A 24,100-nucleotide genomic window follows, 5' to 3' on the forward strand; every position below is an offset into this window, starting at 1 on the left:
TCCGGCCTCGCAAGAAGAACAATGCCGGACCCGCCCAGCAAGATGCTTAAAGACTTCTTGTAAACACGAAACCCCGCCGCCACGATTGTGGCGACGGGGTGGAATTCGTTGCGCGTCAGCGCATCAGCGGCCGCTGATGTCGTTGTAGTCGCGCTCGCCGTAGCCGGTGTAGATCTGGCGCGGACGGCCGATCTTCAGCGGCTCGGAGTGCATCTCGCGCCAGTGCGCGATCCAGCCCGGCAGGCGGCCCATGGCGAACAGCACGGTGAACATGCGGGTCGGGAAGCCCATCGCCCGGTAGATGACGCCGGTGTAGAAGTCGACGTTCGGGTACAGGCGACGCTCGATGAAGTAGTCATCGGTCAGCGCGGCCTCTTCGAGGGCCTTGGCGATATCGAGCAGCTGGTCGTCGCCGCCGATCTTGGCCAGGATCTGGTCGGCGACCTTCTTGACCAGGGTCGCGCGCGGGTCGTAGTTGCGGTAGACGCGGTGCCCGAAGCCCATGAGCTTCACGCCGTCTTCCTTGTTCTTGACCTTGCGGACGAACTCCTTGACGTCGCCGCCGTTCGCCTTGATCTCGTCCAGCATCTCCAGCACGGCCTGGTTGGCGCCGCCGTGCAGCGGGCCCCAGAGCGCGTTGATGCCGCCGGACACCGAGGTGAACAGGTTGGCGTCGGACGAACCGACCAGGCGCACGGTCGAAGTCGAGCAGTTCTGCTCGTGATCGGCGTGCAGGATGAGCAGCATGTCCAGGGCCGCGGCGACCTCGGGGTCGACCTCGTACGGCTCGGCCGGGAAGCCGAAGGTCATCCGCAGGAAGTTCTCCACCAGCGACAGCGAGTTGTCCGGGTAGAGGAACGGCTGACCGACCGACTTCTTGTAGGCGTAGGCCGCGATGGTCGGCAGCTTGGCCAGCAGGCGGATGGTGGACAGCTCGACCTGCTCGGGGTCGCGCGGGTCCAGCGAGTCCTGGTAGTACGCCGACAGCGCGTTCACCGCGGAGGACAGCACCGGCATGGGGTGCGCGTTGCGCGGGAAGCCGTCGAAGAAGCGCTTGAGATCCTCGTGCAGCAGCGTGTGCCGGCGGATCCGGTTGGTGAAGTCGTCGAGCTGGGCCTGGGTCGGCAGCTCGCCGTAGATGAGCAGGTAGGAGACCTCGATGAAGGTCGACTTACCGGCCAGCTGCTCGATCGGGTAACCCCGGTAGCGCAGGATGCCCGCTTCACCGTCGATGTAGGTGATCGCCGACTTGGTCGACGCGGTGTTCATGAAGCCGGGGTCATAGGTCACGTACCCGGTGCTGGCCAGCAGCTTGCCCAGGTCGATCCCGTCATTGCCCTCGACAGCCTTGGCGACGGTCATCGGGTACTCGCCGCCGGGGTAGGTGAGTACCGGCTTGGCGTCGTCGTCGACGTTGATGATGTTCTCAGCGGGCACGGAAGGATCCCTCTCAGGCTTGAAACCGTAGGCATTGCACGCGGTCGGCACACAACGCGCTTGCCACAACGCTAGCCGCTGGGCGTTACGCCCGACTAATGAGGGTCACCCTTAACTACCTCACAGTCACCTCGTCACGAGGTGAGGTGCGGTGCGGTCATGTGCTATCGGCATGGACCGCACCGCCGGGCAGTGCGCGCGACCGGTCAGGCGGGCACTTCGGCGTGTGCCCGGGCCACCCGATACCGGATGAACGCTGGGAAAACGAGTGCCGAGATCACCATGCCGAGCACCACCAGCACGCCGCCGCCCGCAGCCGCTGCTGCGGTACCCACCGCGGCCGCGGCGAAACCGTGGGCAACATCACCGATGCGGGGTCCACCCGCCACGACGACGATGAAGACGCCCTGCAGGCGGCCGCGCATCTCGTCGGTGGCCACCGATTGCAGCATGGTGGTGCGCAGGGCGGCCGAGAACATATCGACCGCGCCGCCGAAGGCCAAGCAGGAGAAGGCGATCCAGAGGGCGACGGTGGTGCTGAGCCCGTGCCCGGCCGCGCCGACGGCCAGGCCGAAGCCGACCATGCCCAGGCCCCACAGCACGATCAGGATCACCACGGCCAGGCCCTGGCGGCGGATGCGGGAGAGCCAGCCGGAGAAGACGCCGCCGAGTACCGCGCCCACCGACATGGCGGCGAAGAGCAGGCCGAGGGCGGTGCCGCCGTCGTTGGTGCCGGGGAAGGTGTCGTGCGCGATCTCGGGGAAGAGGGCGCGGGGCATGCCGAAGACCATGGCGACCACGTCGACGGCGAAGGACGCCAGCAGGATTCGCTGGGTGGCGAGGTAGACGAAGCCGTCGGCGACCTCGCGCAGCCCGGCGCGGCGGGCGGTGCCGGTGGGCGGGATGGGCGGGAGTTTCCAAGTGGCCCACAGGGTCGCGAGCAGGGCGACGGCATCGAGCAGATAGAGCGTGGACAGGCCGGTGACCGGAATCAGCATGCCCGCCACCACCGGACCGGCGATGGCGCCGAACTGCATGACCGTCATGGACAGCGAATTGGCCGCGGGCAGTTGCTCTTCGGGCAGCAGGCGCGGGTAGATGGCGCTGCGGGCGGGCTGGTTCACCGCGAAACAGGCCTGCTGGACGGCGAACAGGCCGAGCACCAGCCAGACATTGTTCAGCCCGGCGGCGGCCTGCGCCCAGAAGGCCAGGGCGGTGAGGCCGGTGCCGGCGCTGGTGATGAGCAGGAGTTTGCGGCGGTCCATCACATCGGCGAGGGCGCCGCCCCAGAGACCGAAGATGATCAGCGGGATCAGGCCGAAGAGTCCGGCCAGGCCGACATAGCCGGAACTGTGCGTGATGTCGTACAGCTGCTTGGGAACCGCTACGACCGACAGCTGCGCTCCGATGACGGTGACTACGCCGGTGGTCCACAGGCGGCGATAGTCGGGATTCCGGAGCGGGGTTATGTCGGCGAGCACTTTCACCGGCGTGAGACTAACGCCACGAATTACCTGGCGGCAGTCCTTTTCCGGTGATTCATCCCACGACTCCAACCCTTGCGATCAAGGGGAAGGCGACTTCCGGACGCTCGGCGCCGGCGCCGCCGAACCCCCAGGCAGGAGTCCGGATCAGGGTTGGAGGCGCTCGATTTTCATCGCCGCCACATCGGTGTTGCCCGGTTCCAGGGTGACCCGGAGGCGATTGTGCATGCGGCTGCGGCGGCCCTGCCAGAACTCCAGCGTCTCCGGCTGGAGCAGGAAACCGCCCCAGAACGGCGGCACCGGGATCGAGTCCAGATCCGCGAAACGCTCGGTGACCTCGGCCAATTGCTCGTCGAGCTGCTCGCGCGAAGCGATCGGGCGCGATTGCAGGGAGGCCCAGGCGCCCAATTGCGAACCGCGCGGCCGGGATCGCCAGTAGACCTCGGTGAGCTCGGGCGCGACCCGCCGCACCGGACCGCGCGCGGTGACCTGGCGGCCCAGCGCGGGCCAGACGAAGGTGGCCGAGGCGTACGGGGTTTCGGTCAGCGCCCGGCCCTTGGACGATTCGTAATTCGTGTAAAAAGTCACACCCTCGGGGGAGAGGCCCTTGCACAGCACGGTGCGGGTGGCGGGGCGCGGGCCGGAATCGGTGATCTCGACCGTCGCCAGCACCATGGCGTTGGGGTCGGTGAGCCCGGCGCTGGTGGCGTGTTCGATCCAATTGCGCAGCAAGGGTTCCCAGCCGTCGGCCAGCCAGCTCTCGTCAAGGTCGGTTTCCAGGCCCGGATGGTTGTCGCCCTGGTCCACCCCGTACTCCACCCGCAGGGACGCGATATCGAGGTCGCCGGTGACATTGCGCGCCTCCGGCGCAGTGGCGAATTTCTCCTGGTCAACCATGGACCAGACGTTACTCCGCGGTAATGCTCGCGTTAAGGTCAAGGAGATCGGCGTGGCTGCCCAAGGATCGGACAGCCCGATTTGCAAGGAGAGTCACAACATGACTGCCAGCGCTGCGGTTCCCAGCTCAGTCGTCCCAGCCGACTTCGTCAGCGGTCTAGAAGGCGTCGTCGCTTTCACCACCGATATCGCCGAACCGGACAAGGACGGTGGCGCGCTGCGGTACCGCGGCGTCGACATCGAGGATCTGGTCGGCAACCGCGTCACCTTCGGCGATGTGTGGGCCCTGCTGGTGGACGGTGAGTTCGGCCGCGGCCTGCCGCCCGCCGAGCCGTTCCCGCTGCCCATCCACACCGGCGACGTCCGCGTCGACGTGCAGGCCGGGCTCGCCATGCTCGCCCCGATTTGGGGTTACCAGCCGCTGCTGGACATCGACGACGACACCGCCCGCGAGAACCTGGCGCGCGCTTCGGTGATGGCGCTGTCCTATGTCGCGCAGTCCGCGCGCGGCATCTACCAGCCCGCCGTGCCGCAGCAGAAGATCGACGAGTCGGCCACCATTACCGAGCGGTTCATGACCCGCTGGAAGGGCGACCCGGATCCGCGCCACACCGAGGCCATCGACGCCTACTGGGTATCCGCGGCCGAGCACGGCATGAACGCCTCCACCTTCACCGCCCGCGTCATCGCCTCCACCGGCGCGGATGTGGCGGCTTCGCTGTCCGGCGCGATCGGCGCCATGTCGGGTCCGCTGCACGGCGGCGCGCCCGCCCGCGTGCTCCCGATGATCGAGGCCGTCGAGCAGACCGGCGATGCCCGGGCGCTGGTCAAGGGCATCCTCGACCGCAAAGAGAAGCTGATGGGCTTCGGGCACCGCGTCTACCGCGCCCAGGACCCGCGCGCCAAGGTGCTGCGCGAGACCGCCAAGCGCCTCGACGCCCCGCGCTACGAAGTCGCCGCCGCCCTGGAGCAGGCCGCCCTGGCCGAACTCCGCGAGCGCCGCCCCGACCGCGCCATCGAAACGAACGTCGAGTTCTGGGCCGCCGTCATCCTCGACTTCGCCGAGGTCCCCGCGCACATGATGCCCGCCATGTTCACCTGTGGCCGCACCGCCGGCTGGTGCGCCCACATCCTCGAGCAGAAGAAACTCGGCAAGCTGGTCCGCCCCGCCGCCATCTACACCGGCCCGGCCCCCCGCTCGCCCGAAACCGTCACCGGCTGGGAAACGGTCGTGCGCAAGTAATTCCACGAAACAGAAGAGCGGCTCGCAGCATTGCGCTGCGAGCCGCTTTCGTATCTGGCGGCCCACTCCCCGCGAGGAGAGCCGCCAAAGATCAAGCCTTGACGACCACGCTGCCGATGACCATGTCGGAGAAGGTGCGCTTCTTGTCATCCCACAGCGGCGCGAAATAGCCGATGTAGCAAGGCAGGCCGTCCAGGATGTGGGCGAGCTGGCGCACGAACGCCATACCGAAGCCCAGCGGCTGTCCGGTGGCCTCCTTGATGGTCCGGATGCCGACGATGCGCTTGCCGACCGTCTGCCCGGTGGTGCCTTCCTTGTAGATGTTGAACAGCGTGCCGCCGAGGATGGCCAGGTAGCCGATCAGCATGAGCGCGATGCCGACGCCGGAGGGTCCGCCGCCGGTGCAGCTGTAGTCGTAGCTGCTGCTGTAGGACGACGGCTTCGGGCAGCTGACCTCTTCGGTGAAGGCCGCGCCCGCGATGGCGACCAGCAGATAGCCGGGGAGCATGAAGATCAGGCCGTCCAGCAACCGCGCGCCGACCCGCAGGCCCCAGTGCGCGTACTCGCCGAGCTGCGGCACCCCGCCGTAGGGCGAGTAACCGTATTGCGGCGCACCGTAAGCCGGCTGCGCACCGTAGGGCTGCTGAGCGTCGTAACCGGGCTGGGGCGCGCCGTATCCCGGCTGTGCACCGTAGGGCTGCTGGGCGTCGTATCCCGGCTGCGGGGCGCCGTAACCGGGCTGCGGCGCACCATATCCCGGCTGGGGCGCACCGTAGGCGGGCTGCTGGGCGTCGTAAGCCGGTTGCGGCGCACCGTATCCGGGCTGGGGCGCGCCGTAGGCGGGCTGACCGCCGTAGCCGGGCTGCTGGGGCGGGTACGGATTGTTCGGGTAAGTCATATGTTTCTTGTTTCCTTGGAGCGAATTCGAGGCAGCCGGCGAGCCGGCGGGGTCCACGTGCGACGAAGCGAACGCGTGAGCGGCTCCGCCGTCATTGCGGCCGGGCCAGGCTACAGTCTGGTGTATTCGGGCAGATCGGTCGCGCCGAATATTCCGGGGTCCCGGCACAATCGGTGCGGCGGCGAAAATTACACGGGAGGTCCGACATGGCGCTGGAGATGAGAAACCGCTGTGAACGCTGCGAGGTTGCCGAACTCCCCGCCGACGGCCCGGCCCGCATCTGCTCCTACGAATGCTCCTTCTGTGTGCCCTGCGCGGAAACAATGAATGACGTCTGCCCCAACTGCGGTGGCGAGCTGGTTGCCAGGCCGCGACGTTTGAAATAATCCTGAATCTGGCTCTGGCCACGGCGTTTGTCCTGCAATAACCTGCTCCGGTGTTTGACGCAGGACTGTCCCGCCGCCGCTTGCTGGCCGCGGGTGCGGCGTTCGCCGCGGGATTCGTCACCGCCGGATGCGGTGTGGCCAACGGCAATTCGTCCGAGAAGGTGCTCGAACCGCCTTTGAGCCGGACCGATCTGAATGTGACGCCGGTGCGCGCGCCCATGGCCGCGGCCCTCGATCCCAGCGCCATCGCGGCCAAGTACGCGAACCGGAAGCCGCAATCCTGGGGCACCGATATCTCCGGCGTGGTCAGCAATTTCAATGCCGCGGGCAAACAGTTCCACGTCACCTTCGACGCCTGCGGCGGTCCCGGCAACAACGATATCGACGAGAATCTGCTGAGTCTGCTGATCGCCCAGCAGATTCCGGCCACCCTGTTCCTGAACAAGCGCTGGATCGACGCCAATCCGGCCCGCGCCGGCCAGCTGGCCGCCAACCCGCTGTTCGAGCTGGCCAATCACGGCACCGCGCACCGGCCGCTGGCGGTGAACGGCCGGCCCGCCTACGAGATCAAGGGCACCGGCTCCGCACAGGAAGCCGTGGACGAGGTGTGGGGCAATCACGAACGACTGGTCGCCCTCACCGGTCGTGGGCCGCGCTTCTTCCGGCCGGGCACCGCGCATTACGACGATCTGGCCGTGGCGATCGTCGGCGAACTGGGCGAGACTCCGCTCGGCTACACCATCAATGCCGATTTCGGCGCCACCGCCACCGCCGCCCAGGTGCAGGCGAATATGAGCAATGCCAAGCCCGGCGGCATTTCACTGGCCCATATGCACCGCCCGAATTCCGGCACCGGCCCGGGCATGTACGCCGCGCTGCCCGCGCTCAAAGCAAACGGCTTCCAATTCGTCCGGCTGCCCTGACCTTTCGAGCCCTACTGTTCGCGGGAAGCTGCCCAGTCGATCGCCACCGATTCGCCGCGATCGACGGTGAAGAAGGCGGCTGCCAAACGGCAGCCCAGATCCACCAGCTCCAGCGCGGCCAGCGGCACCGGCTGGACGACCCGCACCCGCCACGGCGCCGGCTCGTCCCAGGCGTGCAATTCCAGGTCCAGCCGCAGCACCGGATTGTCGCGCCCGCGGTAGTCGGCGGCCACCGGGGTGGCGGCCAGCACGGTGGCCTGGGCGCGCCGCCCGTGCGCCAGGATCCTGGCGATATTGGTCCGGGTGGCCTCCTCGGGCGCGGGCAGATACAGCGCCACCCGCTCCCGATCGCCCGGATCCACCCGGCAGGCGATGATGTCGCCGGGCTGCATCCATTCCAGATCGGCATTGCTCACCCGCTGCCGCACCCGGATCTCGTACGGATGCTGATCCTCCACCCGGATCCGCACCCAGAACTCGTGCCCGCCATCGGACCGCTGGGCCTGATCCAGCACCGTCGCGATGCCCTCGACGCCGTGCACCAGCAATTCGCGCCGGGCCGCCGGTTCCAGCACCGGCCCGTGCCGATGCAGTCCCCGGGAACCGAATTGCGAGGACAGCCGGGTGAACAGGCCGGGGCGGGGCGCGGCCGGCAGCCCTTGCGCGCGCCCGGGATTCGCGGGGGCGGGCGGCTGGTCGGCGTCAGGGTCCGAGCGGTCGGGCGCGGCCTTGTTCATGCTGCTGCACGGTAGTGGGTCTGTGTCGTGTGCCACAGCGATACCCGGTGTTTGCCGAATCCGGGGTCCGATGGTGTTGCAGGGCCTACCCACTCGCAGCTGAGACCTCCGCCACGCACTACCCTTGTCGCCATGACCTCTGCGTTCCCGACCATCCCCGACGATCTCAAGCCCGCCGATGGACGGTTCGGCTGCGGCCCCTCCAAGGTCCGCCCCGAGCAGCTGCAGTCCCTGGTGGATACCGGCGCTTCGGTGTTCGGCACCTCCCACCGGCAGAAGCCGGTCAAGGATGTGGTGGCCCGGGTGCGCTCCGGTCTGCGCGAATTGTTCTCCCTGCCCGACGGTTACGAGGTCGTGCTGGGCAACGGCGGCACCACCGCGTTCTGGGACGCGGCCGCGTTCGGCCTGATCCGCGAGAAGTCGCTGCACCTGAGCAATGGCGAGTTCTCCTCGAAGTTCGCCTCGGTGGCCAAGGGCAACCCGTTCATCGGTGACCCGATCGTGGTCAAGTCGGAGCCGGGCGACGCCCCCGAGCCGACCTCGGATCCGTCGGTCGACCTCATCGGCTGGGCGCACAACGAGACCTCCACCGGTGTGGCCATTCCGGTTTCGCGCCCGGCCGGTTCGGAGCACGCGCTGATCGCCATCGACGCCACCTCGGGCGCGGGCGGTCTGCCGGTCAACGTCGCCGACTCGGACGTGTACTACTTCGCGCCGCAGAAGTGCTTCGCGGCCGACGGCGGCCTGTGGATCGCGTTGATGAGCCCGAAGGCCCTGGAGCGCGTGGAGGAAATCAAGAACTCCGGTCGCTGGGTGCCGGAATTCCTGTCGCTGCCGATCGCCATCGACAACTCCACCAAGGACCAGACCTACAACACGCCCGCGCTCGCCACGCTGTTGCTGTTCGCGAATCAGATCGAATGGCTCAATGGGAACGGCGGTCTCGATTGGGCCGTGAAGCGCACCGCGGATTCCTCCTCGCGCCTGTACTCGTGGGCCGAGACCAGCGAGTTCGCCACCCCGTTCGTACAGAACCCGGCGCTGCGCTCGCAGGTCGTCGGCACCATCGACTTCGCGGACACCGTGGACGCGGCGCAGGTGGCGAAGGTGCTGCGCGCCAACGGAATCGTGGACACCGAGCCCTACCGTAAGCTGGGTCGTAACCAGCTGCGCGTGGGCATGTTCCCGGCCATCGATCCCGAGGACGTGTCGCAGCTGACCCGCTGCATCGATTGGGTCGTCGAAAAGATCGGCTGACACCGGAAAATGCCCTGACACACAGGGCCAAATGAGACACAGTATGCGGCGCGGGAGTCTGGCGACAGATTTCCGCGCCGCGTGTCTTGCCCCACGATTCACAGAAGTGCACTACTGTTCCAGAACGTGGGCGGTGTCGCGAGCCGACGCGATAAGGAGGTAACGGTGCGTGAACTTCGAGTAATCGGGTTGACGCCCGATTCCACGCACATCGTGTGCATCGATACCGAGACAGGCCAGAAGTACCGGCTGGCAGCGGATGACAAGCTGCGTGCGGCTGCCCGTGGAGACCTTGCCCGATTCGGCCAGATCGAGATCGAAATGGAAGCCACGATGCGTCCTCGCGATATCCAGGCCCGTATTCGTGCCGGTGCTTCGGTGGAGCAGGTGACCGAAGAGTCCGGTATGCCGCTGTCTCGGGTCGAGCGCTTCGCGTATCCCGTTCTGCTGGAACGCGCTCGGGCCGCCGAGCTGGCGCAGAAGGCGCACCCGGTCCGCAACGACGGCCCCGCCGTGGAGACCCTGATCGACATCGTGGCCGCCGCTTTCGCGGAGCGCGGGCACAATATCGAGGTCGCCGAATGGGACGCCTGGAAGGACGAGAAGGGCTACTGGGTGGCCCAATTGCAGTGGCAGGCCGGTCGTTCCGTGATCGCCGCACACTGGCGCTACCAGCCCGACGCGCACGGCGGCTCCGTGGTGCCGCTGGACGATCCGGCCTCCGATCTCATCGATCCCGACTTCGGCCGGGCCCTGCGCGGGCTGGCCAGCATCCTGCCGGATCAGACCGACGGCGCCCTGGATCCGGCGCCGGCTCCCGCGCCGCGCACCGAACGCGCCGCCGAATACGAGGCCGCGCCCGCCCGGGCCACCGGTCACCAGACGCTCGACGGGTACTTCGAGCAGCGGGCCGCGGTCGGCGCGGACACCGTGCCGGTGCCCGCCGCTGCCGCCGCTCCCGCCCCCGTCGCGCCGAATCCGCCTTCCGCGCCGGATCGTTCGGACCGGGTCGCCGATCGCCAGCTGGAACGTCCCGTGGTGGAACGTCCGGCGGTGGAGCGTCCCGTGGTGGAACGTCAGCCCGCCGAGCGTCAAGCCACCGAACGTCCGGTGGCCGAGCGTCCGGCCGCCGTGGAACGTCCGGCGGAGATTCCCGCCGAGCGTCCCGCGCCCGAGCGTCCCGCTGTTCCCGCGGAGCGTCCGGCCGCCGCGGCCGCCGCGACGACCGCCGAGCCCGCCGCCGAGGCGGCTCCGGCTCAGCCCGCCCCGAAACCCGCTGCGCAGAAGCCGAATCGGGCCAAGCGTGGCGGCAAGGCCCCCATGCCGTCGTGGGAAGACGTCCTCCTAGGCGTGCGCAGCTCGGGTCACTGACCCTTCCCCTGGCCGTTTCGCCCGGTTTCACCCCATTGGATGCTGACTAGTTGCCAGCCATCGGAACCCGCTGTGTGATCACAGCGGGCCGGTTCCGGTCCGGCGCGCCGGGAACAAGGTTGCGCAACTGCGACATTTCGGCCGTGGCGGGGGTAGATTTTTGGTAGTGGCAGTGATTGCGAGTCCGGCTCGAACGCTGTGGCCGGACGCCGATCGCTCGAAGTTGCTATAAAGTAGCCAGCCCAGCGGTATCGGGCCGGTGCGCGAAGAGTTCGGGAGGTGCCGGAAAGTGCCATCCACCGTTTCGTCCCTCTGGTACGTCGATGCCCCCGACCCGGTGGCCGTGCTGCGCGCGCACCCCGGGCCCGATCCCGAGGCGGCGTGGGCGCTGGCCCGGCAGCTCAATCCGGATCGCGATGTGGTGCCCGCCGCCTCCGGCACCATGAAGGTCTGGGCCGGACCCGATCCCGAATCCGTCTATATCGGTTGCTATCCCGGCGTCACCGTCGTCTGCTCCACCCAGGCCGCACTGGCGCGCCCGACCCTGCTGCCGGAACTGCTGGTGCGCCCGCTCGCCTCCGAGCACACCTACCTGGTCGCCTACGACATCGCACTCGGCTGGGGCGCGTTCGCGCATTGGGAGCGTGGGGAATTCCGGCGCGCGTTCAGTTCGACGCGGGTCAATATCCTGGAGGACGAGGGCTTGCCGCTGGTGTGGGAGCGTGAGCACTGGGCGGGGGAGCATCCCATCGAACTCGAACCGGGCCAGCTGCCCGACCCGCAGCTGCTGCCCTTCGATCCGCCCGATTTCGCCGATGCCGCCAATCAGGAATGGCTCGGATTCCATTACCGCGGAAAGTCTTCGGCGGAGGCGCTGACCCCGGATCAGATCGAGGTGTGCGGGTTCTCGCTGTTCCCCAAGGGGCAGGCGCCGGTGCCCGAAGCGCCGCCGGAGGTGCATCTGGAACCCGAGAACGGCAAACGCGGTCTGCTGCGCTGGCTGCGCGGGCGCGATCGGGTGTCCTGACGGCTCAGGCCAGCAGCAGTGACAGCCAGCCGAACAGCACGCCGCCGGCCAGTCCGGCGATCACCCACCGGGTCACCGGCGCGTACCGCCAGCGCCACGCGGTCGGGGTGGCCCCGCCGACCGCGATCAGGTTCACCGCCACCGCCAGCAGCGGATGCACCTGGGCCAGCGCCTCCCCGAACGCGTACACCCCGGCCGCGGTCAGCACGCCGACGAAGATCGCCACGGTGATCCCGGCCGCCCACGGGGTCGGCTCGGAGTACCCGTACCCGTAGGGGCCGTCCGGCGGATAACTCACGGGGCTGCTCCTGGATTCACTCGGCACGCACTCTCTCGTAGAACGCCATGGCGGCGGCGGTGGCCACATTAAGCGAATCGGTCCCCGGTGTCATGGGGATACGCGCGCGAATATCGCTGGCCGCCATGGTCTCCTCGGTGAGTCCGGGACCCTCCGCGCCCAGCAGCAGCGCCACCTTCGCGCCGGTCATGGCGGTGGACAGCAACTCCGCCTTCGGGTTCGGGGTGAGCGAGATGATCTGGAAACCATTGCGGCGCAACAGTTCCAGACTGCGGGGCAGCGGCGGCAATTGCGCGAACGGCACCCGCAGCACATGGCCCATGGACACCCGCACCGCGCGCCGGTACAGCGGATCGGAGCAGCGGTCGCCGAACAGCACCGCGTCCGCGCCCAGCCCCGCGGCATTGCGGAAGATCGAACCGAGGTTCTCGTGATCGTTGATGCCCTCCAGCACCGCGACCGTGCGGGCTGTAGCGAGCACCTCCGCGGCGCTCAGTTCGGCCGGGCGGGCGGCCGCGGCCAGCACCCCGCGATTGAGGTGGAAGCCGACCACCTCCGCCATCACCTCGGCGGTGGTCCGGTAGCAGGGCACGTCCACCCCGCTCAACTGGTCGGCGAGCTGTTCGAAGCGCCGCGCCACCCCCAGCAGCGCGCGCGGCCGGAAGCGCGAGGCCAGCATGCGCTCCACCACCACGGTGCCCTCCGCGATCACCAGGCCCTTGCCGCCGGGCAGGTCGGGCCGCCGGTCGGCATTGCTGAGATCGCGGAAGTCGTCGAGGCGCGGATCGCCCGGATCGTCGATGTCTATAACTTCGGCCACCGTGTCATTCTCGCCACCCGGACGCCCGTTCAGCGCGCGGGGCCGCCGGGATCGGCGTAGTTTGGCGCCCGGGGTGGGACCGCCCCCGGCTTCGACTGTCCGTGCCAGGTGCACCCGAAGGCCGCGTGGGTGATCCGCGCCCGGCGATGTGCGTACCCGGATGAAGTCGGAGTGAACAGCCAATGATGGTCGAATGGTCGGGGGACCAATCATTTTCGGTCGTGGTGCCGGTCCTGAACGAAGAGGCGGTGATCCGCCGCACCCTGGAACGCCTGTCGGCGCAGCGGATCATCGACGAGATCATCGTGGTGGACAACGGCAGCACCGATCGCACGCTCGAGATCCTCGAGGAGTTCGCGGCCGCCGAGCCGCGGCTGATCATCCTGCACGAACCGCAGCGCGGGCTCACCTTCGCGCGCAACGCGGGCTTCAACAAGGCCGGCGGCGATATCATCGCGCGCACCGACGGCGACACCCTGGTGGCCGAGGACTGGGCGGAAACCATTGCCGCGCATCTGAATTCGCATCCGGAGACGGCGGCGGTCACCGGGCTCACCTACTACTACGACTCGCCGATCGGCAAACTGCTCGAGCTCGGCTACTGGATCCAGCTGCGGCGCGGCCGGTTCAGCAAGCAGGTCGGCAATGTGCACGGCCCCAATCACGCGCTGCGGCGCACGGTGTGGGAGCAGATCCGCGACGACACCAAGACCCGCCCGGACATCATCGAGGATCTGGACCTCGCGCTGTGCCTGTCCAAGCGGGCGCTGCGCATCGAACTGCTGCCCGATATGAAGGCGTGGACCTCGGCGCGGCGGCGGCGCACCAATCCGTCCGAATGGTGGCGCTTCCAGCTGACCGGGCTGCGCACCATCGCCGACCAGGGGTACGACGTGCAGCCGCTGCATCGCGGGTTCATCGTGTGGGCCTGGTTCGCGCACACCGTGCAGTGGCCGCTGTACCGGTTCTGGGACTTCGAACGGCGGCGGTTCACGCTGCGCGGCGCCGCGCAGCGCATCTCCTCGATCGGGGAATGACGGTGCCGCGGCGGGTGCCATGAGCCGGGCGCGTCGCCGGACCGCCTAAGGTGATCAACGATCCCGATCCCCGAGTCGAAGAGGACAGCCCATGAGCAGCAAGCCGGAAATCGAGTACCAGGACGGCCCCGCACCCGCCGAGCTCGTGATCAAGGACATCGTGGTGGGCGACGGTGCCGAGGCCAAGCCCGGTGACACCGTCGATGTGCACTACGTGGGCGTCGAGTACGAGACCGGCGAGCAGTTCGACGCGTCCTGGGACCGCGGTGAGTCGATCACCTTCCCGCTGCGCGGCCTGATCCAGGGCTGGCAGGAAGGCATCCCGGGCATGAAGGTCGGCGGCCGCCGCCAGCTCACCATCCCGCCGCAGCTGGCCTACGGCCCGGCCGGGTCGGGCCACCACCTGGGCGGCAAGACCCTGGTCTTCGTCATCGACCTGCTGGAAGTCCTGAACTGACAACAGGTTTCGGGAACCCGGGCGTATCCGTACGCCCGGGTTTTCTCGTATCCGGGCTCAGACCTTGACGACGATCGTGCTGATGATCTTGTCGGCGAAGGTCTGCTTCTTTGCGTCCCAGATCGGCCAGAACCAGCCCAGATAGCAGGGCAGGGAGTCGACGACGTGGCAGAGGCGGCGGACGAACGACATGCCGAAGCCGATCACCTGACCGTCCGCCTCGCGGATCAGCTTGATGCCCACCACCTTCTTGCCGGGGGTCTGGCCGGTGGTGCCTTCCATGTAGATGAAGTAGAGGCTGCCGAGGAACGCGACGAGCGCGCCCAGCAGGATCAGCGCCACGCCGCCGCCGGACAGTCCGCCCGAGCATTCGGTGCTGTAGGAGTAATCGCCCTGGGTGGTCGTGCAGTCCATGTCCTTGGACCCGACCGCGAAGCCGATCCCGTAGAGGATGGCCGCCGGCACGCCGACGATCAGGCCGTCGATGAGCGCGCCGCCCACGCGCTGCAACCAGCTGGCATAGGGCGGGGTGGGCCCGCCGTAACCGGGCGGGGGATACCCGTAACCGGGCGGTTGTTGCTGCGGATAGCCGCCGTATCCGGGCTGTCCGGGCTGCTGCGAGGGGTCGTAGGGGTTGCTCATGGTCGTACCTCCAGCGGAGTGCGGGGGCAACGCCCCCGCTTCTCCCTACGACTTTAAGAGCCGACGACCGTGTTCATGATGGTTCCGGCGCTAGTCGCGGTCGCACCGCCCAACATGGCGTTGGCGATCATCTTCGGCGACTGCAGTCCGCCGCCGCCCCACTTCTCCCAGGCGAAGCGTCCGCCGCCGTAGGTGATGGCGGCGATGCCCGACATCTGGGTGAACCAGGTGAAGTAGCGGAACAGCTTCATGAGTTTGTCCGCCATGGGCGGCGTTTCGGCGGTGGGGTTGCCCATCTGGGCGAGAACCGAGCCGTACAGGTCGTGCGCGGCCAGCATCATGCTCACGATCGTTTCCTCTCCGGTACCGGGTGGCGCGGGGGTGGAGCCGTGGAGTGGAGCAAACGGGTCGATTAGAGCAATTCGGGCATGATTTTAGCTCGGCGAACCGCCGATTGTTGCTGATTGGTTGCTAATTGGCTTACTTTCGCACGATTTCCACCGGATCGGCCAGCATGGTCGCGATCTGCGATTGCTGGCCCACGGTGCGCTGCGGCAGGGTGTTCAGTGCCTGGTCGGCCTGCTTGCCCAGCGTGTTGGTGATCGCCTGCAATTGGGTGACGCCGGCCGTGAGCGTCTGGATGGCGGTGGTCACCTGGGTGCGGGCGGTGTCGGCGATCTCCGGAATGCTCTTGGCCAGATCCGCCCCCTGGTTCAATTGCGAACCCGCGTCGCCCAGCCGGGAGCCGGCATCGCGGAGCAACTGCCCGATCTGGGTATCCGGGGTGATGGTGGTTCCGGTCAGCGCGGCGAACCCACTGAGCTGGTCACTCGCCTGGTTCGCGATGCTCTGCAGGCCCTCCAGCTGGGTGATGACCGAGGCCAGCTGCGGATCGGCGGCGAAGGGCAGCCCGCGCAGGACCGGCAGCACGATATTCAGGCCGTTGCTCAGCTGGCTCGCGGTCGAGGTCACCTGACCGAAGGTGACGCCGGTCGAATCCAGCGTCGCGGCAAGCTGATTGGCCTGCGAGGTGGCCGCGTTCAAGGTGGAGTTCAGTGACTCGATACCCGAAGTCAGCTGCGCGGCACCGGTTTTCGCCTGCTCCAGGAAGGAGAGCATATCGTCGGCGCTACCGGTGAACTGGCTCGCCCCGTCGGCCGCCGCCTGCACGCCCGCGCCCAGGATGTTCGCCGTCAGCGCCACCTGCGAGACCTGCCCGCGCGCGGAGTTCATGCTCGCGAACAGTGTGTCCAGGCTGCTCGCGCTGATCTTCTTGGTGACCTCGTTGACGGCCTCGTTCACCAGGTTCGGGTCGGCATTGTCATTGGTGGTCACCGTGACCTGCGCCTTGTGCGGTTTGTCGGTGGCCAGCGAGGCGATGGAATCGGAGAGATCGGCGGGCAGGGTGACGATCACCGCGTAATCGCCGGTGGACGCCTCCTCCACCTCGGTCCAGTCCCGGGTTCCGCTGTCCTGCAAGGCTTTCACGATGGTGGCGCCGGTCTTTCCGGTATCGGCGTCGATGATCGCCACCGCGGTGGGCGCATTGACGGACCAGCGCAGATAGCCGACCGCGCCGGCCGCGACGGCGACGGCCGCGACGAGTACCAACAGGACCAGGCGGGTGCGTTTTCCGGACACCATGAAGACCGTAGAGGTATTGATTGCGTTCGGCTCTGGCGAATGTCTGAGAGTTCGGTAAAGACCGTCAGCCGGGCAGATCCAGCACCAAACGCGCGCCGCCCAGCGGCGAATCGTCGAAATACGCCCGGCCGCCGTGCAATTGGGCCTGCTGCGCGACCAGTGCCAAGCCCAGCCCGGAACCGCCCTTGCTGGCCCGGCTGCCGCGGAAGAAGCGCTCGAACACCGCTTCGCGTTCCTCCAGTGGAATGCCGGTGCCATTGTCGTCGACCACGATCACGATATGCCCGTTGACCGCGCGATAGGCGGTGATCAGCGCTTCGGTGGCGCGGCCGTGCCGGGCGGAATTGGTGAGCGCGTTGTCGATGGCCAGGCGCAATCCGGTGGGCAGCCCGCGGGTGATCAGCTCCGGCGGGGTGTCCATGTGCACCTTCAGGGTCGGGAAGTGCCGCATGGCGTCGTGGGCGGCGGCATCGCAGAGCTCGCTGACATCGGTGATCACATGATCGCGTTCGTCGGTGAGATCGCCGCGCGCCAGCCGCTCCAGCGCGGCCAGCGTGGCCTCCACCCGGTTCTGGCCGCGCTGCAGATCGGCGAGGATCTCCCGGCGCTGCGCCTCGTCCAGGTCCAGGGTGCTCAGCACTTCCAGATCGGTGCGCATGGCGGTGAGCGGGGTACGCAGTTCGTGTGCGGACACGGCCGCGAAATCGCGCGCGGTCTCCAGCGCGGCGGCGGTCTCGGCCTGTGCCTTGTCCACCCGTTCCAGCATGGTGTTGACCGCCTCGGCCAGCTTCTCCGATTCCTTGACGCCCGAACCGTCCACGGCCCGTGCGGGTTCCGCGTCACCGTCCAGGCCGCGCCGGTCCACCTCGTGGGTGAGATCGACGATGGGCCGCACCGCCCGCCCGCCGAACAGCCAGCCCAGCGCGGCCGACGCGGTCACCGCCAGCAGCGCAGCCAGCAGCACCCAGCGGCGCTGATCGGAGGTGGCCTGCTCGGTCTTGGTGGTCGGAATGCCCAGGGAGACAGTGATTTCGGAATTGCGATCGGAGGTATTGGTGGTCAGCACGCGGTAGGTGTCGCTGCCCACCGTCACGGTGCGATTGCCCGGAGTGAGCTGCGGTAATTGCACCGACGTACTGGCGATCACGCCGTTCTGATTGCGCACGGTCACCGCGAATTCCGCATTGGCGCCGAGCAATTTGATGACCTGTACCGCGAACACCGGCTGCACCAGGATCACCTGTGAGACCATGCTCAGCTGCTGATCGGTCTGGGTGAGATTGTTGCGTTCGATGGCGTAGATGGTGACCCAGCTCAGAATGGCCACGATTATGGTCGCGCCCAGCGCCGCCGCCGCCGCGACTCGGGTGCGCAGCGAATAGGAGTGCCGGCGTTTGACCGGCACTTCCGCGGCGACATCCGGTGCGGCGGTCATTTCGGCGCGCGCAGTACGAATCCCACGCCGCGAATGGTGTGCAACAGCCGCGGGGTGTCGTCGATCTCGAGTTTGCGGCGCAGATATCCGACGAACACGTCCACCACATTGGTGTCGGCGGCGAAATCGTAGCCCCACACCAATTCCAGCAGTCGTTCCCGGCTCAGCACCACCCCGGCACTGCGCGCCAGCGTGGACAGCAACTCGAATTCCCTTTTGGTGAGCTCGATTTCGCGTCCGTGCAGCAAAGCCCGATAGCCCGCGACATCGACTTCCAAGGGGCCCACCGTGATCGCGCCCGGAATCGTGGAGGCGGGCACGTCGGAGCGGCGGCGCAACAGCGCCTTGATCCGCGCCACCAGCTCGGCCAGCACGAAGGGCTTGACCAGATAGTCGTCGGCCCCCGATTCCAGTCCGGCGATGCGATCGTCGACCGAACTGCGCGCCGACAGCACACAGATCGGGACCTCGTTGCCCATCGCCCGCAGCGCGGTCACCACGCCCGCGCCGTCCAGCACCGGCATATTCATATCGAGCACCACCGCATCCGGCGATTCCTCCGACACACTGCGCAGCGCCGCACCCCCGTCCCGGGCGATCAGCACCCGGAACCCGGAGAGCCGGAGCCCGCGTTCGACCGATGCGAGCACATCCTCGTCGTCGTCCACGACCAGGACCGTAGGTAGCTCTCCGCGTTCGACCACGGGCTCCATTCTGCCGTCGCTACCTCAGTAGTTGTGGCAGGAGTCGGCCACCTGCTGGATGGCGGCGGTGATTCCGCTCGCGTTCGGGTTGTTCTCGGCCTGGCTGGCGGCGTCCGGGTTGGCGGCGAGGTAGGCATCCAGTTCGGCCTGGCGGGCCTCGGGGGACTGCTCGAACTTGGCCTTCAGTTCGGCCTTGGTGTCCGGGTTCTGATCGAGGATGGAGGCCAGGGCGGGGGCCTTGGCGTGCAGCGCGGCATCCACCTGCGACCAGGTGCAGGTCGTATTCAACAGGGGCGCAACCATATCCGCGGGACTCGCGGAGGCGGTGGCGGGAGCCAGCGCCAGCGCGACGGTGGCGAGCGCACCGGCGCCGAGTGCGGCGGCCGTCCGGCGATTGCGAACGATTCTCATCGTCGACCTCTTCCCATCATCAGGACGCGAATCCCTCGATTCGCGCCCGCCCGACGCTAATTCACCCGCATGGGAGCGGGATGAGCGCTTTCTGAGAAGCCTGTGAGGGAACCTTGCCGGGGCTTCGCCCCGAACCCCGAAAAAGGGGTGTGGGGCCTGGCCCCCACACCCCCCTCGTCTGTCAGGACGAAGCCGTCGGCTCCTCACCGCCGGGCGCGTTGGGGTCGATGCGGCGGATGGGCATGGTCAGCGCCGCCGCGGCCTCGGCGGCAGCGATCCGTTCCTTGTCCTCCATGAGCGTCACCGCGTCCCGGATCTGCTTCTCCAGGGTCGGCAGCATGGCCGCGTCCTCGATGGTCGGCGGCACCTCCCACGGATCCCCGGCGGCGATCTGGCGCATGGTGCGGCGCAGGATCTTTCCGGACCGGGTCTTGGGCAGCGCGCTCACCGCGACCACGTCGTACAGCGTGGCGATGGCCCCCACCCGCTCGCGCACGCGGTCGATGACCTCGCGGCGCAGCTGCTCGGGATCGAGATCGACACCGGCCTTGAGCACCACGTATCCGATCGGCCGCTGGCCCTTGAGCTCGTCCGGGATGCCCACCACCGCGGTCTCCGCGACCGCCGGATGCCCGGCGATGGCGGCCTCGATCCCGCCGGCCGAGAGCCGGTGGCCCGCCATATTGATCACGTCGTCGCTGCGCCCGAGGACATAGAGGTAGCCGTCTTCGTCGAAGAATCCGGAGTCGCCGGTCAGATAGTGGCCGGGATAGGCGGACAGATAGGAGCGATCGAAGCGCGCGTCGTCCCGCCACAGCGTGGTCAGCGTCCCGGGCGGCAGCGGCAGGCCGATGACGATATTGCCCTCGGTGTGCGGCGGCACCGCATTGCCCTCGGAGTCCAGCACCCGCAGCCGGTAGCCGGGCACCGGCACCGAGGCCGACCCCACCTTGATCGGCAGTTGTTGCAGGCCGAGCGGATTCGCGCAGATGGGCCAGCCGGTCTCGGTCTGCCACCAGTGATCGACCACCGGGCAGTCCGGCCGCGCGGCGAGCAGGGTGCCGACCGCCCAGTCGTAGGTGGCCGGATCCAGGCGCTCGCCCGCGCAGAACAGCGCCCGCAGCGAGGACAGGTCGTGCCGGTGCGCCGCTTCGGCATTCGGATCGGCGCGGCGGATGGCCCGCAGCGCGGTCGGTGCGGTGAACATCACGTGCACCTTGTACTCGTCCACCAGCCGCCAGAACGTGCCCGCGTCGGGGGTGCCGATCGGCTTGCCTTCGTAAAGGACGGTTGTCGCGCCCACCAGCAGCGGCGCGTAGACGATGTACGAATGTCCCACGACCCAGCCGATATCCGAGGTCGTGCACATGACCTGGCCCGGACCGACGTCGTAGATATTGCGCATGGACCAGGCCAGCGAGACCGCGTGCCCGCCGTTGTCGCGCACCACGCCCTTGGGTTTCCCGGTGGTGCCGGAGGTGTAGAGGATGTAGAGCGGATCGGTCGCGGCGAGGGATACCGGATCGGCGGGCTCGGCCCCGGCCATCGCCTCGTCCCAGTCCAGCCAGTGCGCCGCCACGGTTTCCGTTGACGCGGGCAAGAATTCGGTGGCCGCTTGTTCGGCAGCAAAACGAATGGTCGGAAAACCATCCCGCTGCTTCACCAAAACATTACGGACAGCGGTGGTTTCGGCGATATCCAGCGCTTGTAAAACGATCGGTGGATATTCGATGCGGCGGCCGGGTTCCAGGCCGCCGGAGGCTGTGATTATCAGCACAGGCTCGGCATCGTCTATGCGAGCGGCCAATTCGTGCGCGGCGAACCCGCCGAAAACCACCGAGTGCACAGCCCCGATGCGAGCGCACGCCAGCATTGCGATGACCGCTTCGGGAATCATCGGCATATAGATGACGACGCGATCACCGGTCCGAACGCCAAGGCGCAGCATGGATCCGGCAAATCGGGCAACTTCGTCCAGCAACTCGGCATATGTGTAAACACGCCTGGCGCCGGTCATAGCCGAGTCGTATATTAGGGCGGGCTGATTGGCGCGACCCCCCTCCTGACCGCTGTTCTCACCGTCCGGGGCTGTGATCTCGCGCACATGCCGATCCAGCGCGTTGTAGGAGGTGTTGAGGCGAGCGTCCGGAAACCAACGGGCAGTCGGCTTGGCCTGATTGTCGACAATCTGGGTGGGAGGTACGTCCCAGCTGATGGTTTCGGCCGCGGCGAGCCAGAACTCGGAGGGATCGACCAGGCTCAGCTGATACGCCGGTCGGTACTCCTGCTTCGCGTTCAACCCCGTTGCTCCCTGCTCCGCCTGGTGTCCCTTACGAGCGGCCCATGTGTCCCTTACGAGCGCTGATGATGCCCGCCTCGATAGATCAGCCTGATTGTGGCAGACTTCACGCGACGTCCGGGCGGACGCCGCGACCTTTGATTTTGCCTGCAAACGGCAGGTCAGAGACCGGTGGTTGCCAAGAGGTCACACAAGAAGTTATTGATCCGTTAGAATCGCATGTCACATATTTCGGCCGTCATGGACGCAATTTCTCGGCCAGCCGCCGTTCTCGGTCAGCACCGTCTGACGAGCCAAGCGTGCGATCGCGGAGGCTCGCTGATGGCGCGTGGCTGGGGCCAGTTTGGAAAGTGAGTGGGAGATGCGTGACGCCGCAAGGTCCGGCAGCAATAAGCGCTGGGCGCTGAGCAACTGGGACCTGCGATGGAAGGTTACGGCGGTGCTCGCCGTGCCTTTGTTGGTCGCGGTTGTGCTCGGAGCGTCGAGGATCTCGGCCGAGTTCGCCGAGTCGAGCCGTCTGTCGACGGCTGTCGATCACGTCGGGGTGATCCCGGCGATCACCGGTTTGAGTGCGCAGGCGGCCCAGGTCGCCTCCGGTCAGATGGTCATGCTGGGCCCGAACCAGTCGCTGACCTCCGACCCGGAACTCGTGCAGTTGGATACCGCCATCCAGTTCGCCGAGAAGGCCGCCTCCCGATTGAGCGATATCCCGAGCGCGCGCTCCGCGCTCGACGACATGATCGTGGGCGCCAAGCAGGTCAAGGCCAATGGCCTGGCGCCGTCCAAGTCCATCCCGGACACCGTGGCCCAGGTCGAGCGGATCCGTGGCAACAGCGTCCGCACGGTGGAATCCATCGTGTCGACCGTGTCCGACAAGAATGTGGACCAGGCCAAGCTGCGCCTGGTCGACTCGCTGAACTCCCGCTGGATGCTGTTCAACGAAGTCGCCGGCATGGCCGAGGCGCTACGCAGCACCAACCCGAAGGACGGCGTTCGCGACATCCAGATCGGCGTCAATACCGAGCGGCAGATGCTCGCGGTGCTCGCGCACCGCTTCGCCGACGGCGACCCGATCATCGCGGAACTGCAGCGCCAGGCCGACACTCGCGTGCAGCTGGTGAACAGCCCGACCGCCATGGCGGGGCAGCTGCCGGTCACCGAACTGAAGGACTCGCTGGTCGCCTCGATCAACGGGTATCAGACCATCGCGACCAATGCGACCAAGGACATCGTGTCCCGAGTCGACACCATCGCCTCGACCGCGCGTAGCGACGCGATTCGCTACACCATCATCGTGGTCGCCACCATCCTCGGCGCCATGGCGCTGGCCGTGCTGATCGCGCGCGCCATGATCGTGCCGCTGCGCCGCCTGCGCCTCGCCGCGCTGCGCGTCGCCGAATACGACCTCGCGCAGGAGGTCACCCAGCTCCGTGACGGCGCCGATCCCGAAGAGGTGCCGCTGGAACCGATGCCGGTGCACACCGACGAGGAAATCGGCCAGCTGGCCCGCGCCGTCGACGACATTCACGGCCAGGCGCTGCGCCTGGCCGCCGACCAGGCCGCCATGCGTACCCAGGTCAACGACATGTTCGAGACCCTGGCCCGTCGCTCCAAGTCGCTCGTCGATCATCAGCTCTCGCTCATCGAGGCGATGGAGTACGACGAGAAGGACCCGCGCCTGCTCGAAAACCTCTTCCGCCTGGACCATCTCGCCGCGCGTATGCGCCGTAACGGTGACAACCTGCTGATTCTCGCGGGCACCAAGCAGCGCCGGACCAAGTCCGCGCCGGTCGAGATCGCCGACGTGCTGCGCGCCGCCATCTCCGAGGTGGAGGACTACGAACGCGTCAAACTGGGCGCCACCCCGCGTGGTTCGCTGGTCGAGCCCGCCGCCTCCGACCTCGCGCACCTGTTCGCCGAGCTCCTGGACAACGCGCTGCGGGCCTCTCCGCCGGAGACCGACGTGAAGTTCACCTTCGCGCAGGCGCACGACCAGGGTCTGCTCATCGAGGTCGCGGACCGCGGCATCGGTATGCCCCCGGCCGAAATGGCCGAGATCAACCGGCGTTTGGAAGCCGTGGCCGAGGTCGGTCCGGACACCGCCCGCCACATGGGTCTGTTCGTGGTCGGCCGGCTCGCGGAACGGCACGGTCTGACCGTGCGCCTGCGGCCGACCTTCGACACCGCGCGCGATCCCGGCGTGACCGTGACCGTGCACGTGCCCAAGCCGCTCATCGTCTCCGGCGGTGGCCCCATCTCGGTGCCGCCGCAGGGCAATCCGCAGCCGGCTCCGGCGCCCGCCGCCCAGGGCGCGGGCAACCAGGCCGGTGCGCCGTCCTCCATGCAGATGCGGGCGGTCACCCGCACCGCCACCGGCAATGTGATGGTCACCGTGGATCCCGGTGTGAGCGGGCCGATTCCGGCGGGCGGCAAGCCCGCGGTCTCGCCCGCCCCCGGCGCCCCGGCGCCCGCCGCTCCGGCTCCGGCCGTCGCCTCCGCGGCCACCGGCCTCCCGCAGCGGGCTCCCGGCACCTCGGTGCCCGGCGGTCTGCCGCAGCGCCAGCCCGGTGTGAACGGCCCGACCGTCAAGCACACCGTCGCCGCCCCGGCCGCTCCCGGTGGGGCGAGACCCGGGCTACCCCAGCGGGATCCGGGTGCACACGGCCCGGCCGCCCCGCAGTCGCAGCCGGGTG

Annotated in this window: 23 protein-coding genes; 9 read left to right on the top strand and 14 right to left on the bottom strand. The window is 67.9% G+C overall.

What is annotated here, in order from left to right; translation table 11 throughout:
• Positions 1–123: 123 nt before the first annotated feature.
• The 3 genes from NY1_RS40295 to pdxH form a co-directional block, all read right to left on the bottom strand.
• Positions 124–1,437, bottom strand: a complete 1,314-nt coding sequence (locus tag NY1_RS40295; RefSeq protein ID WP_084536288.1) for a citrate synthase — start codon at positions 1,435–1,437, stop codon at positions 124–126.
• Positions 1,438–1,643: 206 nt separating this feature from the next.
• Positions 1,644–2,924 (bottom strand): MFS transporter, encoded by a 1,281-nt coding sequence (locus NY1_RS40300; protein WP_084536289.1) that lies wholly within the window; start codon positions 2,922–2,924, stop codon positions 1,644–1,646.
• A gap of 144 nt (positions 2,925–3,068) precedes the next feature.
• Entirely contained in the window at positions 3,069–3,818 is a 750-nt protein-coding gene (pdxH, locus tag NY1_RS40305) for a pyridoxamine 5'-phosphate oxidase (RefSeq protein WP_084536290.1), read from the bottom strand.
• A 100-nt stretch (positions 3,819–3,918) separates the two neighbouring features.
• On the opposite strand from pdxH, the gene NY1_RS40310 reads away from it, so the two are divergent.
• Positions 3,919–5,061: a citrate synthase 2 gene (locus NY1_RS40310; RefSeq protein ID WP_067723100.1), complete on the top strand. Its 1,143-nt coding sequence runs from the start codon at positions 3,919–3,921 to the stop codon at positions 5,059–5,061.
• A 91-nt stretch (positions 5,062–5,152) separates the two neighbouring features.
• On the opposite strand, the gene NY1_RS45340 is transcribed toward NY1_RS40310, so the two are convergent.
• The gene (locus tag NY1_RS45340; RefSeq protein ID WP_067723101.1) at positions 5,153–5,959 is read right to left on the bottom strand and encodes an RDD family protein; all 807 of its coding nucleotides are present in this window, start codon (positions 5,957–5,959) and stop codon (positions 5,153–5,155) included.
• Between the two features lie 218 nt (positions 5,960–6,177).
• On the opposite strand from NY1_RS45340, the gene NY1_RS42505 reads away from it, so the two are divergent.
• Positions 6,178–6,345 (top strand): DUF1272 domain-containing protein, encoded by a 168-nt coding sequence (locus NY1_RS42505; RefSeq protein WP_233041722.1) that lies wholly within the window; start codon positions 6,178–6,180, stop codon positions 6,343–6,345.
• 50 nt (positions 6,346–6,395) lie between these two features.
• The gene (locus NY1_RS40320) at positions 6,396–7,268 is read left to right on the top strand and encodes a polysaccharide deacetylase family protein (RefSeq protein ID WP_233434697.1); all 873 of its coding nucleotides are present in this window, start codon (positions 6,396–6,398) and stop codon (positions 7,266–7,268) included.
• Positions 7,269–7,279: 11 nt separating this feature from the next.
• On the opposite strand, the gene NY1_RS40325 is transcribed toward NY1_RS40320, so the two are convergent.
• Entirely contained in the window at positions 7,280–8,005 is a 726-nt protein-coding gene (locus tag NY1_RS40325) for a hypothetical protein (protein WP_218028569.1), read from the bottom strand.
• A 132-nt stretch (positions 8,006–8,137) separates the two neighbouring features.
• Here NY1_RS40325 and serC point away from each other — a divergent pair, with 132 nt between their 5' ends.
• The 3 genes from serC to NY1_RS40340 all read left to right on the top strand — a co-directional run bounded on the left by serC (position 8,138) and on the right by NY1_RS40340 (position 11,660).
• A complete protein-coding gene (gene serC, locus NY1_RS40330) occupies positions 8,138–9,262 on the top strand; it encodes a phosphoserine transaminase (RefSeq protein WP_067723102.1) in 1,125 nt (374 codons plus the stop codon).
• 165 nt (positions 9,263–9,427) lie between these two features.
• The gene (gene sepH, locus NY1_RS40335; RefSeq protein ID WP_067723109.1) at positions 9,428–10,633 is read left to right on the top strand and encodes a septation protein SepH; all 1,206 of its coding nucleotides are present in this window, start codon (positions 9,428–9,430) and stop codon (positions 10,631–10,633) included.
• A 289-nt stretch (positions 10,634–10,922) separates the two neighbouring features.
• A complete protein-coding gene (locus NY1_RS40340; RefSeq protein ID WP_067723112.1) occupies positions 10,923–11,660 on the top strand; it encodes a DUF6928 family protein in 738 nt (245 codons plus the stop codon).
• A gap of 4 nt (positions 11,661–11,664) precedes the next feature.
• Here the strand turns inward: NY1_RS40340 and NY1_RS40345 are convergent, their stop codons facing one another.
• Positions 11,665–11,958 (bottom strand): DUF2537 domain-containing protein, encoded by a 294-nt coding sequence (locus NY1_RS40345; protein WP_067723114.1) that lies wholly within the window; start codon positions 11,956–11,958, stop codon positions 11,665–11,667.
• Between the two features lie 16 nt (positions 11,959–11,974).
• The gene (locus tag NY1_RS40350) at positions 11,975–12,778 is read right to left on the bottom strand and encodes a TrmH family RNA methyltransferase (RefSeq protein WP_067723116.1); all 804 of its coding nucleotides are present in this window, start codon (positions 12,776–12,778) and stop codon (positions 11,975–11,977) included.
• A 221-nt stretch (positions 12,779–12,999) separates the two neighbouring features.
• On the opposite strand from NY1_RS40350, the gene NY1_RS40355 reads away from it, so the two are divergent.
• Together NY1_RS40355 and NY1_RS40360 are read left to right on the top strand one after the other, a co-directional pair.
• Entirely contained in the window at positions 13,000–13,815 is an 816-nt protein-coding gene (locus tag NY1_RS40355; protein ID WP_233434698.1) for a glycosyltransferase family 2 protein, read from the top strand.
• Positions 13,816–13,906: 91 nt separating this feature from the next.
• Positions 13,907–14,272 carry an FKBP-type peptidyl-prolyl cis-trans isomerase gene (locus NY1_RS40360; RefSeq protein WP_067723117.1) on the top strand — a complete coding sequence of 122 codons (366 nt, stop codon included), beginning with the start codon at positions 13,907–13,909 and terminating at the stop codon, positions 14,270–14,272.
• 57 nt (positions 14,273–14,329) lie between these two features.
• Here the strand turns inward: NY1_RS40360 and NY1_RS40365 are convergent, their stop codons facing one another.
• The 7 genes from NY1_RS40365 to NY1_RS40395 all read right to left on the bottom strand — a co-directional run bounded on the left by NY1_RS40365 (position 14,330) and on the right by NY1_RS40395 (position 21,407).
• Positions 14,330–14,914 carry an RDD family protein gene (locus tag NY1_RS40365; RefSeq protein ID WP_067723118.1) on the bottom strand — a complete coding sequence of 195 codons (585 nt, stop codon included), beginning with the start codon at positions 14,912–14,914 and terminating at the stop codon, positions 14,330–14,332.
• Between the two features lie 53 nt (positions 14,915–14,967).
• On the bottom strand, positions 14,968–15,255 hold the full coding sequence (locus tag NY1_RS40370) for a hypothetical protein (protein WP_174564492.1): 288 nt from the start codon (positions 15,253–15,255) through the stop codon (positions 14,968–14,970).
• Positions 15,256–15,394: 139 nt separating this feature from the next.
• A complete protein-coding gene (locus NY1_RS40375) occupies positions 15,395–16,555 on the bottom strand; it encodes a YhgE/Pip domain-containing protein (protein WP_067723148.1) in 1,161 nt (386 codons plus the stop codon).
• A gap of 67 nt (positions 16,556–16,622) precedes the next feature.
• Positions 16,623–17,993, bottom strand: a complete 1,371-nt coding sequence (locus NY1_RS40380; RefSeq protein WP_084536293.1) for a sensor histidine kinase — start codon at positions 17,991–17,993, stop codon at positions 16,623–16,625.
• Positions 17,990–18,697: a response regulator transcription factor gene (locus NY1_RS40385; RefSeq protein WP_233034801.1), complete on the bottom strand. Its 708-nt coding sequence runs from the start codon at positions 18,695–18,697 to the stop codon at positions 17,990–17,992. Before NY1_RS40385 ends, NY1_RS40380 begins: the two co-directional genes overlap by 4 nt.
• Positions 18,698–18,721: 24 nt before the next feature.
• Complete coding sequence (locus NY1_RS40390) at positions 18,722–19,108, bottom strand: hemophore-related protein (protein WP_067723123.1); 387 nt, start codon at positions 19,106–19,108, stop codon at positions 18,722–18,724.
• Positions 19,109–19,289: 181 nt separating this feature from the next.
• Entirely contained in the window at positions 19,290–21,407 is a 2,118-nt protein-coding gene (locus NY1_RS40395) for an AMP-binding protein (protein ID WP_084536294.1), read from the bottom strand.
• Between the two features lie 361 nt (positions 21,408–21,768).
• Between NY1_RS40395 and NY1_RS40400 the strand changes: the two genes are divergently transcribed.
• Positions 21,769–24,100 (top strand): sensor histidine kinase (locus NY1_RS40400; protein WP_157762820.1); only part of this gene is annotated, 2,332 nt, incomplete at its 3' end.

This window comes from Nocardia yamanashiensis NBRC 100130, from assembly GCF_001613325.1.
Lineage (GTDB): Bacteria > Actinomycetota > Actinomycetes > Mycobacteriales > Mycobacteriaceae > Nocardia > Nocardia yamanashiensis.